The sequence below is a fragment of the Streptomyces sp. CG4 genome, assembly GCF_041080655.1.
Taxonomy (GTDB): domain Bacteria; phylum Actinomycetota; class Actinomycetes; order Streptomycetales; family Streptomycetaceae; genus Streptomyces.
Genome location: NZ_CP163525.1, coordinates 3,790,896 through 3,807,594 on the forward strand (window position 1 = coordinate 3,790,896; position 16,699 = coordinate 3,807,594).

Sequence of the window (16,699 nt, forward strand, 5' to 3'; positions counted from 1 at the left end):
CGGCCGAGCCGGGGCACCCCCCCCTCGTCAGGAGTCTCCTTCGCCGTGCTTGCCTTGCTTGAGTACCTTGCTGCTCTGGTGTTGACGGTTGTCGCCGTGTGGCGGGTCCCCGCTGTCCGTTACGGCGACGCCTACCGACTGTCCCTGTGGGGCATTTACGCGGGTTTCGCCGTGACCTTGTGGCTCAGTACACCAGGGGTGATGCGCCTGCTGGACGCTGTGCCGGTTGTCGATCTGTCGGTCCTGCTCAAGCACTTGGTCGGCGCCGTGGCACTCATGGCCATGGTGACGTACGTCGCGACCAGCTACGGCAAGACCAGCGAACCTGTGGTCCCCCGGCACATCGCCGCCTCGCGCTGGATGGCTCGTGTCGCCCCCAAGGGCGCGTTGATTGTCATGGTCCTGATGACCGTGCTCTTCTTCACCGTGGTCGACCGGAAGAGACCGAGCACCGACTTCGTGACCGACCACACGGGTCAATGGGGAGCGGCGGCCTACCTGAGCGTCTTCTACCTCTACACGATCGCTGTCGCGACGGCATCCGGCTACCAGTGGACCGGCGCCTTCCGCCGCGCGGAGACCAGGCTCCTGCGCACGGGCCTGCTGCTGATGGCCGTCTCCATGTGGATGGGTGTCCTCTACACGGCCGCCCGCATCGCGTTGATCTGGATCGACGTAGCCGCTCCGCTGAGTCACGCCGCCGATCAGCAGGTGGTCACGTGGACCGCGGTGTGGTTCCAGGTGTTCTTCCTGATGCTCGCCCTGGGGACAAGCGTCCCCGCCACCCGTGCGGTCGCCGCGCGTTGGCGCGCCTGGAACGCGTTGCGCTGCCTCCACCCGCTGTGGCGCGATCTGGTGACGGCCTTTCCGGGCACGTCCTTCGCCCCGCCGGCTCCCCGGCTGCGCGAGCTCACCCGTTTCTCGCTGCCGGTCGACGTCCGCCTCGACCGCTGGGTCGCGGACATCACCGACGTGGAGGACAAGCTGCGCCACTACGCGCCGCCGGAGTTGCTGTCGGTGGCCGAGGATGCCGCGGAGGACCTCCCGGACCCGAAGCCCGCCGCCGAGGCCTACTGGATCAAGGCGGCACTGCAGGCCGCGACTGCCGGGCGGCGACTGGAGGTCGCCTCCGCCGCGCTGCCCACCAAGCCGATCGTGGACACCAGGGCCCAGGAATCGTGGCTTCTGCGCGTGCAGAAGGCCTACGCCTCGATCACGGCGGCCCAGGCCGAGCAGTTGCTTGCCGAGGCCGAGCAGGAGCCCGCCGTATGAACATCGCTTGAGCATCGCTCGGGCCGTCGCCGATGTGCCGCAGCGGCGCGAAGGCAGGCTTCAGGTGAGGTGCGGTGCCAAGGTTGCCGGAGTGGGGCCGTCGGGGCGGACGGTGATGCCGTACGCCGCCTTCGTGGGGGTGGACTGGAAGGCGACGGTGTGGGCCGGCAGCAGGTGTTCGAGCAGGACGGTCGATTCGCGGAGCGCGAATTGCATACCGAGGCAGGCGCGGGGGCCGATGCCGAAGGGGAGGTAGGCGCCCGGGTGCGCGGGCCGGCCGTCCGGGGTGATGAAGCGCCGTGGATCGAAGTCCTCGGGTGCCGGCCACAGTTCGGCATCGCGGTGCGTGAGGTACGGGCAGATCAGCAGGTCGGTGTCCGCCTCGATGGCGTAGCCGGCGAGGGTGTCGTCCTCGGCGGCGTAGCGGGGCAGGATCCAGGCGGACGGGTAGAGCCGGAGCGTCTCGTGGACCAGGGCCTGCATGGCCTGGCGGCGTTGGGGTGAGCCTTCGCCGCCGGCGGCGAGAGCTTGTTCGCGGGCGGCGGGGTACCGGTCGAGGAGCAGGTAGAGCCAGGTCAATGTGGTGGCGGTGGTTTCGTGCCCGGCCACGAGCAACGTGACCAGCTCGTCGCGGATCAACTGGTCGGTGTACTCGGGGTGTTCGGCAGCGGCGTCGATCAGGACCTGCAGCAAGCCGGGACCGTCGGGGCCGGCCGCCCCGCCGCGGGCGGCCTCGATGGCGTGCCGGGCGACCGCATCGATCCGGGCGAGATCGGCGGCAACGGCGTCCCGGGCGTCGCCGGCATCGGCGGGCAGGGTCGGAAGGGCGGCCGCCACGGCTGCCACGGCGGCCAGTTCACGCTCGGTCTCGTCATCGAGGGGATGCCCGGTGAGGGAGCGCCAGATGGCGTCGAGGGCGAAGCGGCGCATCTCCTGCCCGACATCGAGGGTCTGCCCGGTCCGGGCGTATCCGGCCCAGCGCCCGGCGGTGGTCCGGGCGGCCGCGGTGATCCGCTGTTCGTAGCGGCGCATCCCGGTACCGGTGAACTGGGACTGCAGCAAGCGGCGTTGTCGCTTCCACGGCTCGCCGGTGGCGGCGACGACGCCGTCGCCGATCAGCAGGCGGGCGCGGTGGGAGCGCTTGACGTACCGCTCGGGGTGCCGGGCGAGTACGTGCTGGACCGCCCGCGGGTCGGTGACGAGAACGGTGGGAGTCGGCCCGAGGCGGAAGGCGGCGATCCCGCCGAGCCGTTCACGTACCTGGGTCAGCAGCTCGACCAGTTCGCCTCCCTGCGCACGCCACCGCTCCACGAGTCCGGGCTCGGCTTCGGGGACCGGCCGCCCCGTTCCAGGGACGTACGGCAGGGAGCCGGGACCGGCTTCGGTGTCCATGGTTCTTCTCCTGGTAAACCGCTGACGGAGCGCTGGTACGACGGACTGCTGGTACGACGGACTGTACGGGAGTGGCAGCCGCCCTCGCCTCGGCACTGATGCGACCCGGCCACCGGGGTGCTACCGGTCGTCGCCCGGGATGGTGCCCGTGCGGATTCCAGCGGCCAGATTGGCCACGACGCTGATCATGTCCGGCGACAGGCCGTCCTCGTTGCCGCGAGCGGCGAGAGCGAGGATCTTGCGGTCGTTGATCGCCTTCAGCAGCTCGGCGACCTCGGTGATCTGTCGGGCCGCCTGTTCGTTTGGCTGGAAATACATCACCGGCACGCTGAACACCTCGGCCAGGCCTTCGAGTACCGCGGGGTCCTGCGGGCCGACGACGGTCTGCGCGCCGGTCCGCAGCGCCCGGACGACATCCGCCGTGACCAGATCCTGTCCGGCCTTCGTGTTGATGGCCTGGGCGATCTCCGCGTCCTGCGGGGGCTGGTTGCCCGGCGGATAGGTCGTCATCATGTAGGTGATCTTCTCGGCGAGGGTCCGCGGGATGGGCCACTGCCCGGCCGGCGGCTCGTCCGGCGCCAGGTTGCCGAAGGAGCGCTCCTGCGCCGCCAGCAGTTCCTCGGTGCTCGCCTTGTACGCCTTCGCCAGGGGCTCGATGTACGCGTCGTTGAGCTTGCGCTTGCCGCGCTCGGCGTTGCTCAACGGCACGCGACTGGCGCCGATGGCCTCAGCGGCTTCCCGCTGGCTCAGACCGGCGTCACACCGCAGGTCCGCCAGGTCCGGCACTCCGTCCCGGGGGAACAGGACATCGATCGGCTCCCCCAGCACCGCGGCCAGGGCGGGCAGCTTCTCACCCGGAGGAAAGTCCTCGCCGCCCTCCCATCGCGCAACTGCCGTGCCGGTGACGCCGACTGCCGCGCCCAGCTGCTTCTGGGTGAGGTCCTTCCCCCGACGTGCGGCGCGCACGCGCCTGCCGTCGAAGAGGCGTGGGGGCATGTGGGACTCCTGCCACTGATCGACCTCGGGAAGGGAACAGGGGAACTTTAACCTCTCACTTGATACCGCGCCGCATCTATCGTAAGTTCCGGTATCGGCGAGATCAACCGCCGCTCCTGCCCGCCTGGTGACGCACGGGGGTCGCCACCAGGCGGGCGCCATCATCTCTGCTGCGCCAAACGCCACGCATTCGTTGCCCTTGCGACAAGTGAGCAGCGCTAAGATCCAGCCACTTGCATGGGTGGGGCCCCAGCCGGCGTTTTCTGCTTCGCTTTTCGCAGTCGCGCTGTGCGCTGTGCGCTGATTGTGACGGTACGGGGCCATTGTGATCCAGCCATGCGCTGCCTTTTGGGGAGGGATGGGTGGCTCAACGCGCCCTCAGACGCGGCTTGGTGGCCGCGTCCGCAGCATTCAGCCTGGTTCCGGGCCTCGGGTTCGCAGCAGGGCCCGCGCAGGCGGACACCTCCGGCGAGGTCGTGCTACCGGCCGATGCCGCATACCTGCCACCCGAGGACACCGTGAAGGCGGCGGGTGACACCGGATATCTGCACACACAGCAGGGCACGTCCGGGACGCAGTGGACCGACGACGCCTCGGGGCAGTCCTACACCGTCACGCCCGCGGTCGAATCCCCCCACGACGGCCTGGGCATCGTGCCGGAGTCGGGAACCACAGTCGTACACATCGAGGACCTGGCGACCCGGGCCACCACGTCCATCCAGCCGCCCGCGGGACAGGTGTGGACGCACGCCTACACCGGCTCGTCCATCCTCACCCACGCGCAGCAGAGCGGCCCGCAGGTGCTGCACCTGGTGCGGTCCGCGAACGGCCAGGTCACCGACACGCCCATCCCGTGCCCGCCGGAGGTGACCGGTTTCGCCGGAGTGCTGACCCAGGACGACGCCGGTGCCGTGCTGTATCTGCGCACCGCCTCCGGAGTGCTGCCGTTCCTGGTGGACTACGCTGCCGCGACCGTGCACGAGATCTTCGCGGGGACGGACATCACCTCGGTGAAGATCGGTCTTTCGGCGGGCCAGGTGTACGCCCATCCGAACTCCTGGCCCACGTACGTCGACACCGTCCCCCGGGACGATCCCGGCGCGACGCCGACGCGGACGCCCCTGCCGGCCGCCGCCGCGAACAATGACGCTGGGGTTGCCGACATCGCCGTGACCGGTGGCTGGATCCTCGTGAACCACCTGATCACCACGACCTACACGGCCCCCGGCGATGCCTTGCAGGCGGTACCGATCGGCGGCGGGGCCACGCAGAAGCTGTTCCCCTGGGCACAGCCGGACCTGGTGACGGCGCCCGACGGCAGCGTGCTGGTCACCGCCGGAACCAGCTCCGAGGACTGGGCGGTCCGCAGGATCACCGCGGCTTCCGGCCAGGTGCCGACAAGCTCCGTCGTACGCCAGGTGCCGCCGCTTCCCGCGCAGGTGCGGGATCTTTCCTTGGGCGCGGGCACGTTGGCCAATGACGACTGGGTGTCCAACTCGGCGCTGCCCGACCCCGTGTACGAGCGCGACATCAGCTCCTCCCTGCAGGCCGGGCCGCGCACCACCGTCACGCAGCACGGCACCGGGGTCATCGCGCGCGGCAACGGGCAAGTGGCCTACCAGACATCCGACGGCATCGTTTCGCCGGGCGCCGGCGGATCCTCCCAGCACCTCTACGCGACCGGCGCCGCGGTGGCCGCCTCCGGGCGCTACATCCTCCAGCACGACAGCGGATACTTCTTCGTCCAGGACTTCGAGGCCCCCAGCGCGCTCCCCTACCAGTCGACCACCGAGGCGGCGTCACTGTGGGGCCGGAAGGTCTGGGAGGAGGACCCGGGCCACCACGGTGCCGTCCGGTCCTACGACCTGGTCTCGAAGCGGTACACGGCGGATCTCCCGGTGGACCCGGCGTGCGGGAACCTGTCCGCGGTCCAGGCCGTCGGCCGCTGGCTGTACTGGTCCTGCGTGCACGTCGACGGAGTCACCGACAAGGCCGGGGTGTGGGACCTGACCGCGGGCAAGAACATCCCGGTCCGCTACGGGCAGGCTCAACTCGGGGACGGCTACCTGGTCCTGCGCGACCCGGCCACCGGCGCGTTGATGCTCACCGACTTCCACAACGGCGCGGGAACAGCACCGGTGACCACCGGGTTCGCCGGCGCGGCCACCGGGGTCTGGACGGTCGACAGGTTCGGCGGCCCCGCGGCCTATGTCGACTCCCAGCAGCGCGTCCATCTGGTGCCGGTCTCCGTGCCGCGTTCCCCGATCGCCGTGATCGACCCGCGGACGAGCGGCAGAAGGCTGACCGTTCAGCTGTCGCGTCCCGCGGCCTCGGCGACGGTGACGTTCAGCGACCCCTTCGGCCACGTACTGCGCACCCAGACGGCCGACGTCGCAGGGGCCTCGGTCGACGTGACGTGGAACGGCCGCACGGACAGCGGCGCAGCGCTCCCGAACGGCACCTACACCTGGAAGATGACGGCCAGGGCGGCCGACGGCACCGGCGCGGTGGCCACCGGCACCCTGCGGCTGACCGGTGCCGCGGACACCTACCGGGACTACAGCGCGAGCGGCCTCGGCTCCCTGACCACGCTGACCTCGACGGGCCGGCTCACCGCCCACTTCTCGTCCCGCGCGGACGGCACGTTCACCGGCACGAGCGGCAGCAGCGGCTGGCCGAGCGGGATCACCGCGGTGCCCTTCGGCGACATCAACGGGGACGGCTGCGACGAACTGCTGGTGCGCATGCCCGGCGGTGAACTGCGCGCGTACCGTGCCGGATGCGGGCACTGGCCCTCGCCGAACACCCCGTACGCCTCGCTGGGCACCGGCTTCCATCAGTACAAGTGGCTCTCCTCGCCGGGTGATCTGAACGGCGACGGCACCCCGGACCTGGTGGCGTGGAGCGCCTCGACCGGTGACCTGTATGTCGTCCCCGTCACCCAGCGGGGGACGCTGGGAGCCCGGCAACTGATCCGTTCCGGGCTGACCTACACGAAGCTGATCTCGATCGGTGACGTGACCGGCGACGCGATCGGGGACCTGCTGGCCTACGACCACTCCGGCAGCCTGTGGCTGATGGCAGGCGACGGCCACGGCAACTTCCGGTCCCGCAAGCTGGTCTTCGGCAACTGGGGCACCGGGTACAACGCCGTGATCGGCGCCGGCGACCTCACCGGCGACGGCAAGCCCGACCTCGTCGAACGGGACTCCTCCGGCACCATGTGGGTCAACCCGGGTCTCGGGAACGGCTCCTTCGGCGGACGGATCAAGGCAGCGACCGGCTGGAACTACACCGGTATGTCCTGATCTCCGGTGGACCGCAGGCATGCCGCGAGTTCACCGTGGCGTGGCGGTAAGCGGTAGAAACCGCCCCGGTTCAGCCGCCGTTGGCGGCCTTGGCGCGTGCGTCGCCCGGCTTCGCGGCCCCCGGGGCGGACTTCCCGCTCCCCGTCTCCGGCTTCGCGCCCCCCGCCACCGGCTTGGGCTTCGAGTTGTCGCCGTGCGACTCCGGCCCGGCACCCGACTCACCCGACTTGGCGTCCTTTTTGACCTTCCGTCCGTTTCCGGTTGTGCCGTTCGTCACCTGGGTCGCGCAATAGGACGCGACCTTGTCCGAGCCGCCCGCCGCCGCGACGAGCCGCTGCCAGGCCGTCGCGTCCAGCGCGCCGCCCCGCTCCCCGGACCGCTCGTAGGCACGGCAGTGGGCCACCGTGTCCCGCGCGGTGGCCGGGTGGTGCGGGCGGCCGGCCGGGCTCGCCGAGCCCGGCCCGGTGGTCCCGGCCGAGGCGCCGGGAGCGGCCGACCGGTGCGGGCCGCTCGCCGACGGGCGGGCCGGCCGCGGGGTGTCCGGCCGGGCGTCCGGGCCGGACCGGGCGGAGCCGATCGCCGCGACGGCGACACCGCCCAGCGCGAGGCTCGCGAGCGCCACCGAGAGCGTGGTCCGCAGCGAGCGCCGCCCGCGGCGCGGCACGGCGGGCCGCCAGTCGTCCCGGCGCCGGGTGCGCGCGGCGGACAACCGGGGCTCGCGGGCGGCCCGGAAGGCGGCCACCGCCCGGCGCTCGGCCTCGGCGTCGACGCCGCCGGCGCGCAGCGCGGCGGCGAGCCACGCCTCGCATCCGGAGGCCGTGAGATGCCCGTACCCGTCGACGTGGTCCGGTGCGGAGAGGGTGCCGCCGGGGTGCCCGTGCCGACGGCCGAAGGGACCGTCGCCGCTGTGCCGTTCACCCATGTCTGTTCCCGTCCTCGTCCGGCGTACCGGAGACGCACGACCCCCTTCCGGACCTCGTACCGGGTCCGGAACCGATGTGTTCCCCGTGTCCGTACGGGGGGCGGTCCGCGCCGTTCATGTCGACTCACCCAGCGTGCGGGGGCCGTCATCCGTCACACCTTCACCACCGTCGTCCGCGGCGCCCTGGACACCCAGGTTCCGGGCGAGCCGCTTCAGCCCCCGGTGGGCGGCCGTGCGGACGGCGCCGGGGCGCTTGCCGAGGACGCGTGCGGCAGCCGGGCCGTCGAGGCCGACGACCACCCGCAGCAGCACGGCCTCGGCCTGGTCGCGCGGCAGGCTGCGCACCAGCTCCAGCGCCCGCTCGGTGGAGAGCGACTCCAGGGCCTGGTCGTGGGTGCTGAGCCGGCCGGGCAGCTCCAGCGCGTCCTGTTCGAGCGGCGCGCTGCGGGGCCGTACCCGCCGACGGCGCAGATGGTCCAGGGCGCGGTGCCGGGCGATGGTCGCGGTCCAGCCGCGGAAGCCGGCGCCGTCGCCCTTGAAGCGGCCGAGGTCGCGGGCGATCTCCAGCCAGGCGTCACCGGCCACGTCCTCCGCGTCCTCGCCGACGAGGCCCCGCAGATAGCCGAGCAGGCCGGGCTGCACGATCCGGTAGGCCACCGCGAAGGCGGACTCGTCGCCGTCCTGGGCGCGCGCGACGGCCGCGCCCAGCTCCCCGTCCCGCGGCTGCGCGCGCCGGGGTTCGCCTCCCTGGCCCAAGACGTCCTCGTTCGTGCCGAGTTCATGGCCACTGCGTGGCGCGTCCGTCACGGTCCGACACGCTCCGGCCGTGTCTCCGCCTTCCACGATCATCTGCGCCGGGCCTCACAGAAGTGTCACAGCGATACGGCGGCCCCGGCCGACGGGACGGTGACGTTTTCGTGGACGGTTGCGCTGGGAAGTGTCGCCCGGCCCCGTGACGCTCCCACCCCGATCAGTGGGGGGCGGTCGCGTCGCGGCAGAGCAGGCGCAGCGAGCCGTGGCCGCCGTAGGCGCGGCGGGCCTCGTCGATGGGGTCCCAGAGCCGGCCGTCGGGGGTGCGCACCCAGTGGTCGCCGCCGGTCGTCCACCACTCGGCGCCGGTCTGGCGGACGATCACCTCACCGGCGTAGGCGCCGAAGCCGCGCAGCACGCTGTCGACGGCGGCGTACGGCGGCCCCTCGCGCCGAATCTCCTCGATCATCCGGTCGACCCGCCACAGGCTCTGCGCCGAGTAGTCGAGCCGGACCCGGGCGCCCTCGCGCATCGTCGCCACGGTGTCCGCGGCCCATCGCACGGGCTTCGCCGCGGCCTGTGGCCGGGTCTCCTGCTGGGGTGTCACGTACTGGGCTGTCACATAGGGAAGAGCGATGGGTTCCGCCCATCCGTCACGCCTCAGAGATACGTTCCGCCAACCGTCGCAGGACTACCCCAGCTCCACCGCACGACAGTCACAGGACTTGCTCATGCAGGGGGTTTGACCGGGAGACGCCCCCGCATCCGGTGCCCGTCACTCCCCGGACCCCGCCTCGACACGTGCCCGGCGTGACACCACCGCACGCAACACCCGACGCCCCTCGACCGACAGGTCCAGCGCGCGACGCAGACCGTGCGGCCCGTGCTCGGCCAAGAGGTCCAGTACGGCGGTCTGCCGCCGCAGCTCGGCCGCGACCAGCGGCGGCAGGTCCGCCGTGTCGCCCGCCCGCCCCGCGTCGAGGCCGGCGGCGTCCGGCGTGCCGTCCGCCGCCGGGTCCAGCAGCCGGTGCACGCGCAGCGCGGCGACCGAGCAGGCGTCCGCCCAGGGCCGTACCGCTTCGGCGGTCCGGTCGGCCGGTGCCGCCTGCAGCATCCGGCGGACCAGCCGTGCCGCCTCCTCGTCGCCGGGCTCCTCCGTGCCGAGCGCCCCGCGGGCCTTCTGCAGACTTCCGCCCCAGTCGGAGCCGTCGGCGAGGCTCGCCCACAGGGGCCGCAGCAGTTCGTCGTCGGCACCGAGCAGAGGCAGGCACCGGTCCAAACAAGCCAGTCCGCTGGCCGCCAGTCCGCGTTCGTCGGCCTGTGCGATTCGTTCCACCAGGCTCATGAAATGTCTCCCTCGCCGGGGCGCCGACCGGTACGGAGCCCGCACTTCCCCTTACTGCGTGCGAAACCCTCCGGGTGTCACAGGGGGCGGCTACTGGGATGGTGGGTGTCTGTTGTATGCCGGGTGGTGGTGGTTTGTGGGTGGTCGCGCAGTTCCCCGCGCCCCTTGGTGGGTTCAGCCGAGCTTGGCTGAAAGTTGCTGGAAGTCCAGCCAGGACAAAGGCGGCTTGCCCGGATCCCACAGCTTCTGCACGGTGGCTCGCAGCGGCATCCGTATCCCTGCCGCGACCTGGTCCTCGGTCTGCGCGTCCGGGAAGTCGCACCACACCGCGAACGTCCCGCCGAGGACCTGGCCGTCGTAGCTCGCCGGTACGGCGGTCGTGCCGCGCAGCACGAGCGGGCTCCACTGCTCGTAGATCCGCTGCCCGGTCGGGTAGACGAAGGTCTGCGGCTGCCCGAGGACGTAGTAGAGGAACTCGTCGTTGTAGTTGACGAGCTTGCGGCCCGCGCTCAGGTACTCCACGGGCTGCCGGGCGCCGAGCTCCTTGCCGGTCCAGTAGGCGGCCTGGAGGTCCTTGGCCGCCTGCACGGACGTACCGCGGTAGAAGCCGTCGTTCCACGCCCGCATGGTCCTGCCGTGCGCGCGGACGGTTGCGGCGCGGTCGTTCAGCCAGCCGGTGGTGAGGTCGGCGACGGTGCCGCCGGAGCCGTACTTCTGCCGGGCGGCGGCCGCGAGCTGCGGATAGGAGGCCTGCGGGTCCTTCACGGTCAGCGCCTGGTACTCGTCGCCGCCGAGGTGCCACTGACTGCCGGTGAACAGCCCCGCGTACTCGTTCAGCAGATCGTCGACGAGCTTCGCGGCGGCGGGCTTGGAGATGTCGACGGCGCCCTTGGTGGCGACCGCGCTCGCGTTGCGCAGCTGCAGGTCGGGGTGGGCGGCGAGGACCGCGCCCAGATGCCCCGGCGAGTCGATCTCGGGCACGACGGTGATGTGCCGGCTGTTCGCCAGGTCCACGATCTTCTTGACCTGCGCCTTGGTGAGGTGGTCCTTGGAGACGATCTCGGGATGGCTGGTGGACTCGATCCGGAAGGCCTGGTCGTCGGAGAAGTGCAGCCCCAGCTCGTTGAACTTCAGGTCCCCCAGCTCGCGTATTCGGTCCTCGATCCAGGACTCGCTGAACGGCTTGCGCGCGATGTCCAGCATGAACCCGCGCACCGGCTTGGCGGGCTCGTCCCGTACGACCCCCTCCGGCGCCGTACCGCCGCCGTGGACCTCCTGCTTCAGCGTGCGGGTGCCGTAGAACACCCCCGCCTCGCCCGGCCCGCTGATGTCGACGCGCCCGTCGCGGACGGTCATCGTGTACGACTCCTGGTTCCCGCCCCCGCCGCCGAGCGCGAGCCGGACGTCCCCCGCCCGCACATCGTCCTTCTGCCCGGCATAGGTCAGCCCCAGCTCCCCGGCCACCAGTTCCCCCGCACCGGCCAGCTCCCCGTCGCTGACGACCACCCGGTCCGCCTTCTGCGGTCTCCAGCCGGGTCCGCGCGCCGCGGTGTGCGAGCGCACGGCGGGTATCGTGCGCGGCGCCGGGGAGAGCGGATAGGACCGGCCGGTCGAACTCGCCGAGGGCGTGGCCGCACCGCCGGTCTCGGCCACCCGGCCGGACGACGACTGCCGCGCGCTCCCGTCCCCCGCCCCGCCGTCACCGCCCGACGAGGCCCACACCCCGACGCCCGTGCCGAGCGCGACGGTCCCGACGAACGCGGCGGCCACGACCGTCCGCTTACGCATCACCTGCTGCGCCATAGCCCGGCGCTTGTGCTGGGTCACTCTGCCAACGTACGACCGATCCGCGCGTCGCCCGTCATCCAGCCCTTCCGAAACTCTGCCGTTCGGGTGAATTTCAGGCATCACACGGACACACAGTGACCACTCTCGATAACCTGACGACACACCTTTCACAGCATCCCCTGCCACGCCACATGTGACGCGAGGAACCACGCTGCCCGCCCACCGCCTACCCTCTCTCCCCAGGCCCCTCGACGCGTTCAACACCGCACCCACCGACGAGGCCCGCTCCCTCCTGCTGCACTGCCTGCACAGCCTGCGCTGGTCCCACCGCATCGCGGACCACCGCCCCTATCCCGACCTGGAGTCCCTCCTGGCCGCGGCGGACGAGGCGGCGTACGACCTGTCACCGGGCGACCTTTCGGAGGCCCTGGCGGGAGAATCCCTCCCCGAACTGCCCGAGGGCACCTACTCCGCGGCCCACATGGCCCTGAGCGCGGCCCACGCGGCCTACGAGGCCCGATTCGGGCACGCGTTCGTCATCTATCTGGGCGACACCCACCCGGACGAGTCCCTCGACCGCATCCTCGAAGCCATCCGATCACGATTGACAAACGATCCGGAGGAGGAACGGGTGATAGCGGCGGAGGAACTCCGGCAACTGGCAAACGAGCGGTTGGCGCAACTCCTCAGGGGCGCGGGACCCTGTCCATCAGCGGCTCCGCCGCGGGGCACGACCAGCCACAACGCACCCGCACACGGCAAATAAGAGGACACACCACCCCGGTAGCCGCCCGGCCGTACCCCATCCGGTGCCAGTTTGATCACACAGCCAGGCCCCCCGTAAGCGGCAGCGCACCGCATGGATACGATGCTGGGGGCCGGTGGACCGTACCCGGCCGGGCCCGACCGACAGAGAAGCCGGCGCGGCCCCAATCCCCGCTCCCGGAGGGACTTCCGTGCCGGCTGGAACGCTGTACCGCGGCCGGGAAGGAATGTGGTCGTGGGTGGCTCACCGAGTCACCGGTGTCCTCATTTTCTTCTTCCTGTTCGTTCACGTCCTGGACACCGCTCTCGTGCGTGTCTCCCCCGAGGACTACGACAAGGTCGTAGCCACGTACAAGACCCCGATCGTCGCGCTGCTGGAGTACGGCCTCGTCGCCGCCATCCTCTTCCACGCGCTCAACGGCCTGCGCGTCATCGCCGTCGACTTCTGGTCGAAGGGCCCGCGCTACCAGAAGCAGATGTTCTGGACCGTGATGGGTGTCTGGGTCGTCCTGATGGCCGGTGCGATCTACCCCGTGCTCGGCCACGCCGCTCGTGTCCTGTTCGGGAGCTGACGCAGATGTCCACGACTGAAACCACCGCGTCCGGCGTCGGCCCCGTCGAGGGCGCCCCGCTCTACGACGTCGACAACCCGGCCCCGCTGATCGAGGCGCCACGCAAGCGCACCAAGAAGACCCCGAAGTCGACCCGGGGCAACTTCGAGCTGGCGGCCTGGCTGTTCATGCGCCTGTCCGGCGTCGTGCTGGTCGTCCTGGTCCTCGGCCACCTGCTGATCCAGCTCGTGCTGGACGGCGGTGTCTCCAAGATCGGCTTCGCCTTCGTGGCCGGCCGCTGGGCGAGCCCCTTCTGGCAGGTCTGGGACCTCCTCATGCTCTGGCTCGCGATGCTGCACGGCGCCAACGGCCTGCGCACGGTCATCAACGACTACGCGGAGCGCGCGAACACCCGGCTGTGGCTGAAGGGCCTGCTCTACACGGCCACGGTGTTCACCATCCTGCTGGGCACGCTGGTGATCTTCACCTTCGACCCGAACATCCGCTAGGCACGGGGCTGCGAGAATCATGAAGATCCACAAGTACGACACCGTCATCGTCGGCGCCGGTGGCGCGGGCATGCGCGCGGCCATCGAGTCGACGAAGCGCAGCCGCACCGCCGTGCTGACCAAGCTCTACCCCACCCGCTCCCACACGGGCGCCGCGCAGGGCGGTATGGCCGCCGCGCTCGCCAACGTGGAGGAGGACAACTGGGAGTGGCACACCTTCGACACGGTCAAGGGCGGTGACTACCTGGTCGACCAGGACGCCGCCGAGATCCTGGCGAAGGAGGCCATCGACGCCGTCCTCGACCTGGAGAAGATGGGCCTGCCGTTCAACCGGACGCCCGACGGGACGATCGACCAGCGCCGCTTCGGCGGTCACTCCCGCAACCACGGCGAGGCCCCGGTCCGCCGGTCCTGCTACGCCGCGGACCGCACCGGCCACATGATCCTCCAGACGCTGTACCAGAACTGCGTCAAGGAAGGCGTGGAGTTCTTCAACGAGTTCTACGTCCTGGACCAGCTGATCACCGAGGTCGACGGGGTCAAGCACTCCGCCGGTGTAATCGCCTACGAGCTGGCCACCGGTGAGATCCACGTCTTCCAGGCGAAGGCAGTCATCTACGCCTCCGGCGGCACCGGCAAGTTCTTCAAGGTGACCTCCAACGCGCACACCCTGACGGGTGACGGCCAGGCCGCGTGCTACCGCCGGGGTCTGCCGCTGGAGGACATGGAGTTCTTCCAGTTCCACCCGACCGGCATCTGGCGCATGGGCATCCTGCTGACGGAGGGCGCCCGTGGTGAGGGCGGCATCCTCCGCAACAAGGACGGCGAGCGCTTCATGGAGAAGTACGCGCCGGTCATGAAGGACCTCGCCTCGCGTGACGTGGTCTCCCGCTCCATCTACACGGAGATCCGCGAGGGCCGTGGCTGTGGTCCCGAGGGCGACCACGTCTACCTCGACCTGACGCACCTCCCGCCGGAGCAGCTGGACGCCAAGCTGCCGGACATCACCGAGTTCGCGCGGACCTACCTCGGCATCGAGCCGTACACGGACCCGATCCCGATCCAGCCGACCGCGCACTACGCGATGGGCGGCATCCCGACGAACGTCGAGGGTGAGGTCCTGTCGGACAACACCACGGTCGTCCCGGGTCTGTACGCGGCCGGCGAGGTCGCCTGTGTCTCCGTGCACGGCGCCAACCGCCTCGGCACCAACTCGCTGCTGGACATCAACGTCTTCGGCCGCCGCGCCGGCATCGCCGCCGCCGAGTACGCCCACACGGCGGACTTCGTCGAGCTGCCGGAGAACCCGGAGTCGTTCGTCGTCGAGCAGATCGAGCGGCTGCGCGAGTCCACCGGCAACGAGCGGGTGGCCACGCTCCGCAAGGAGCTGCAGGAGACCATGGACGCCAACGTCATGGTGTTCCGCACCGAGCAGACGATCAAGACGGCCGTCGAGAAGATCGCCGAGCTGCGCGAGCGCTACAAGAACGTCTCGATCCAGGACAAGGGCAAGCGGTTCAACACGGACCTGCTGGAGGCCATCGAGCTGGGCAACCTGCTCGAACTGGCCGAGGTCATGGCCGTCTCCGCCCTGGCCCGCAAGGAGTCCCGCGGCGGTCACTACCGCGAGGACTACCCCAACCGCGACGACGTCAACTTCATGCGCCACACCATGGCGTACCGCGAGGTGGGCGACGACGGCGCCGAGTCCATCCGTCTCGACTACAAGCCGGTCGTCCAGACCCGCTACCAGCCGATGGAGCGTAAGTACTGATGGCTACCCCCGTTCTGGACAAGGTGGAGGCGGAGTCCGCCGCGTCCCCTTACATCACCGTCACGTTCCGCGTCCGCCGGTTCAACCCGGAGGTCTCCGCGGAGGCGGTCTGGGAAGACTTCCAGCTGGAGATCGACCCCAAGGAGCGCGTCCTCGACGGCCTCCACAAGATCAAGTGGGACGTCGACGGCACTCTCACCTTCCGCCGCTCGTGCGCGCACGGCATCTGCGGCTCGGACGCGATGCGGATCAACGGCAAGAACCGCCTTGCCTGCAAGACGCTGATCAAGGACATCAACCCCGAGAAGCCGATCACGGTCGAGCCCATCAAGGGCCTGACGGTCCTGAAGGACCTGGTCGTGGACATGGAGCCGTTCTTCCAGGCGTACCGGGACGTCATGCCGTTCCTGGTCACCAAGGACACGAACGAGCCGACGCGCGAGCGGCTGCAGTCCGCCGAGGACCGTGAGCGCTTCGACGACACGACGAAGTGCATCCTCTGCGCGGCCTGCACGTCCTCCTGCCCGGTGTTCTGGAACGACGGCCAGTACTTCGGTCCGGCCGCGATCGTGAACGCCCACCGCTTCATCTTCGACAGCCGGGACGAGGCGGGCGAGCAGCGCCTGGAGATCCTCAACGACCGTGACGGCGTGTGGCGTTGCCGGACGACCTTCAACTGCACGGACGCCTGCCCGCGCGGTATCGAGGTCACCAAGGCGATCCAGGAAGTGAAGCGCGCGCTGATCACCCGCCGTTACTGATCTTCACGGGATCTTCACCGATCCTTCCCAAGTGGGCCGAGGGCCCTGCTTCCGATCCTCTGGAAGCAGGGCCCTCGGGCGTTTTTGCCGCATTTCGCCACGCTGTTGACGGGTTTCCCTGCTCGACGGTTCTAATCTGACGACATGTCAGACAAAGAGTCGTACGAACTGCTCGGCTTCGACAACGTGCTGCTGCCCGTCGGCGACCTCGGCGAGGCCGTCGACTTCTACGAACGGGCCGGGTTCACCGTGGGGTTCCGGTTCGACGAGGCCGGGATCGCGCTGGTGAAGGTCGGCGCGGAGACGCCCGGAATCCTGCTGCGCGCCGAGGCGGCACTGGGGCACCGGACGCCGCCGTGGCACTCGCCGCGCATCTGGCTGGAGGTGCCCGACGCGCGGGTGGCGGCGCGGGAGCTGGCCGACGCCGGCATCACGGCGCTGGACGAGGCGTTCCAGGAAGCCACCGGCTGGACGGTGGAGATCGCCGACCCCTGGGGCAACGTCCTCGGCTTCACGGACTACACCAAGCGCCGGGAGCTGGGCCGCAGGGGCTGAACCGACCTGGT

At 70.5% G+C, this 16,699-nt stretch carries 15 protein-coding genes; 8 read left to right on the forward strand and 7 right to left on the reverse strand.

The window, feature by feature from the left end; all coding sequences use genetic code 11:
* Positions 1 to 45 precede the first annotated feature (45 nt).
* Positions 46 to 1,272, forward strand: a complete 1,227-nt coding sequence (locus AB5L52_RS17130; RefSeq protein WP_369364859.1) for an MAB_1171c family putative transporter — start codon at positions 46 to 48, stop codon at positions 1,270 to 1,272.
* Between the two features lie 60 nt (positions 1,273 to 1,332).
* On the opposite strand, the gene AB5L52_RS17135 is transcribed toward AB5L52_RS17130, so the two are convergent.
* Together AB5L52_RS17135 and AB5L52_RS17140 are read right to left on the reverse strand one after the other, a co-directional pair.
* On the reverse strand, positions 1,333 to 2,664 hold the full coding sequence (locus tag AB5L52_RS17135; RefSeq protein WP_369364861.1) for a cytochrome P450: 1,332 nt from the start codon (positions 2,662 to 2,664) through the stop codon (positions 1,333 to 1,335).
* 120 nt (positions 2,665 to 2,784) lie between these two features.
* A complete protein-coding gene (locus tag AB5L52_RS17140) occupies positions 2,785 to 3,660 on the reverse strand; it encodes a helix-turn-helix domain-containing protein (protein WP_369364863.1) in 876 nt (291 codons plus the stop codon).
* A 362-nt stretch (positions 3,661 to 4,022) separates the two neighbouring features.
* On the opposite strand from AB5L52_RS17140, the gene AB5L52_RS17145 reads away from it, so the two are divergent.
* Positions 4,023 to 6,968 carry a FlgD immunoglobulin-like domain containing protein gene (locus tag AB5L52_RS17145; RefSeq protein ID WP_369364864.1) on the forward strand — a complete coding sequence of 982 codons (2,946 nt, stop codon included), beginning with the start codon at positions 4,023 to 4,025 and terminating at the stop codon, positions 6,966 to 6,968.
* A 70-nt stretch (positions 6,969 to 7,038) separates the two neighbouring features.
* On the opposite strand, the gene AB5L52_RS17150 is transcribed toward AB5L52_RS17145, so the two are convergent.
* From AB5L52_RS17150 to AB5L52_RS17170, 5 genes are all read right to left on the reverse strand, one after another.
* A complete protein-coding gene (locus tag AB5L52_RS17150) occupies positions 7,039 to 7,890 on the reverse strand; it encodes a hypothetical protein (protein ID WP_369364865.1) in 852 nt (283 codons plus the stop codon).
* A gap of 114 nt (positions 7,891 to 8,004) precedes the next feature.
* A complete protein-coding gene (locus tag AB5L52_RS17155) occupies positions 8,005 to 8,646 on the reverse strand; it encodes an RNA polymerase sigma factor (RefSeq protein WP_351021658.1) in 642 nt (213 codons plus the stop codon).
* A 214-nt stretch (positions 8,647 to 8,860) separates the two neighbouring features.
* Positions 8,861 to 9,247, reverse strand: coding sequence for a hypothetical protein (locus tag AB5L52_RS17160; RefSeq protein ID WP_351021660.1), 387 nt, complete (start codon positions 9,245 to 9,247; stop codon positions 8,861 to 8,863).
* Positions 9,248 to 9,415: 168 nt separating this feature from the next.
* Positions 9,416 to 9,985: a hypothetical protein gene (locus AB5L52_RS17165; RefSeq protein WP_351021395.1), complete on the reverse strand. Its 570-nt coding sequence runs from the start codon at positions 9,983 to 9,985 to the stop codon at positions 9,416 to 9,418.
* 174 nt (positions 9,986 to 10,159) lie between these two features.
* Positions 10,160 to 11,773 carry a glycoside hydrolase family 20 protein gene (locus AB5L52_RS17170; protein WP_369368907.1) on the reverse strand — a complete coding sequence of 538 codons (1,614 nt, stop codon included), beginning with the start codon at positions 11,771 to 11,773 and terminating at the stop codon, positions 10,160 to 10,162.
* Positions 11,774 to 11,966: 193 nt separating this feature from the next.
* On the opposite strand from AB5L52_RS17170, the gene AB5L52_RS17175 reads away from it, so the two are divergent.
* From AB5L52_RS17175 to AB5L52_RS17200, 6 genes are all read left to right on the forward strand, one after another.
* Positions 11,967 to 12,539, forward strand: coding sequence for a 2-oxo-4-hydroxy-4-carboxy-5-ureidoimidazoline decarboxylase (locus tag AB5L52_RS17175; protein ID WP_369364867.1), 573 nt, complete (start codon positions 11,967 to 11,969; stop codon positions 12,537 to 12,539).
* 190 nt (positions 12,540 to 12,729) lie between these two features.
* On the forward strand, positions 12,730 to 13,110 hold the full coding sequence (sdhC, locus tag AB5L52_RS17180) for a succinate dehydrogenase, cytochrome b556 subunit (protein ID WP_076087831.1): 381 nt from the start codon (positions 12,730 to 12,732) through the stop codon (positions 13,108 to 13,110).
* A 5-nt stretch (positions 13,111 to 13,115) separates the two neighbouring features.
* Positions 13,116 to 13,598, forward strand: coding sequence for a succinate dehydrogenase hydrophobic membrane anchor subunit (locus AB5L52_RS17185; RefSeq protein WP_351021399.1), 483 nt, complete (start codon positions 13,116 to 13,118; stop codon positions 13,596 to 13,598).
* Between the two features lie 19 nt (positions 13,599 to 13,617).
* Complete coding sequence (gene sdhA / locus AB5L52_RS17190) at positions 13,618 to 15,372, forward strand: succinate dehydrogenase flavoprotein subunit (RefSeq protein ID WP_351021401.1); 1,755 nt, start codon at positions 13,618 to 13,620, stop codon at positions 15,370 to 15,372.
* Entirely contained in the window at positions 15,372 to 16,133 is a 762-nt protein-coding gene (locus AB5L52_RS17195; RefSeq protein ID WP_351021403.1) for a succinate dehydrogenase iron-sulfur subunit, read from the forward strand. The genes sdhA and AB5L52_RS17195 overlap by 1 nt, the downstream gene beginning before the upstream one ends.
* Positions 16,134 to 16,277: 144 nt before the next feature.
* Positions 16,278 to 16,688, forward strand: a complete 411-nt coding sequence (locus AB5L52_RS17200; protein ID WP_351021405.1) for a VOC family protein — start codon at positions 16,278 to 16,280, stop codon at positions 16,686 to 16,688.
* Positions 16,689 to 16,699: the final 11 nt, after the last annotated feature.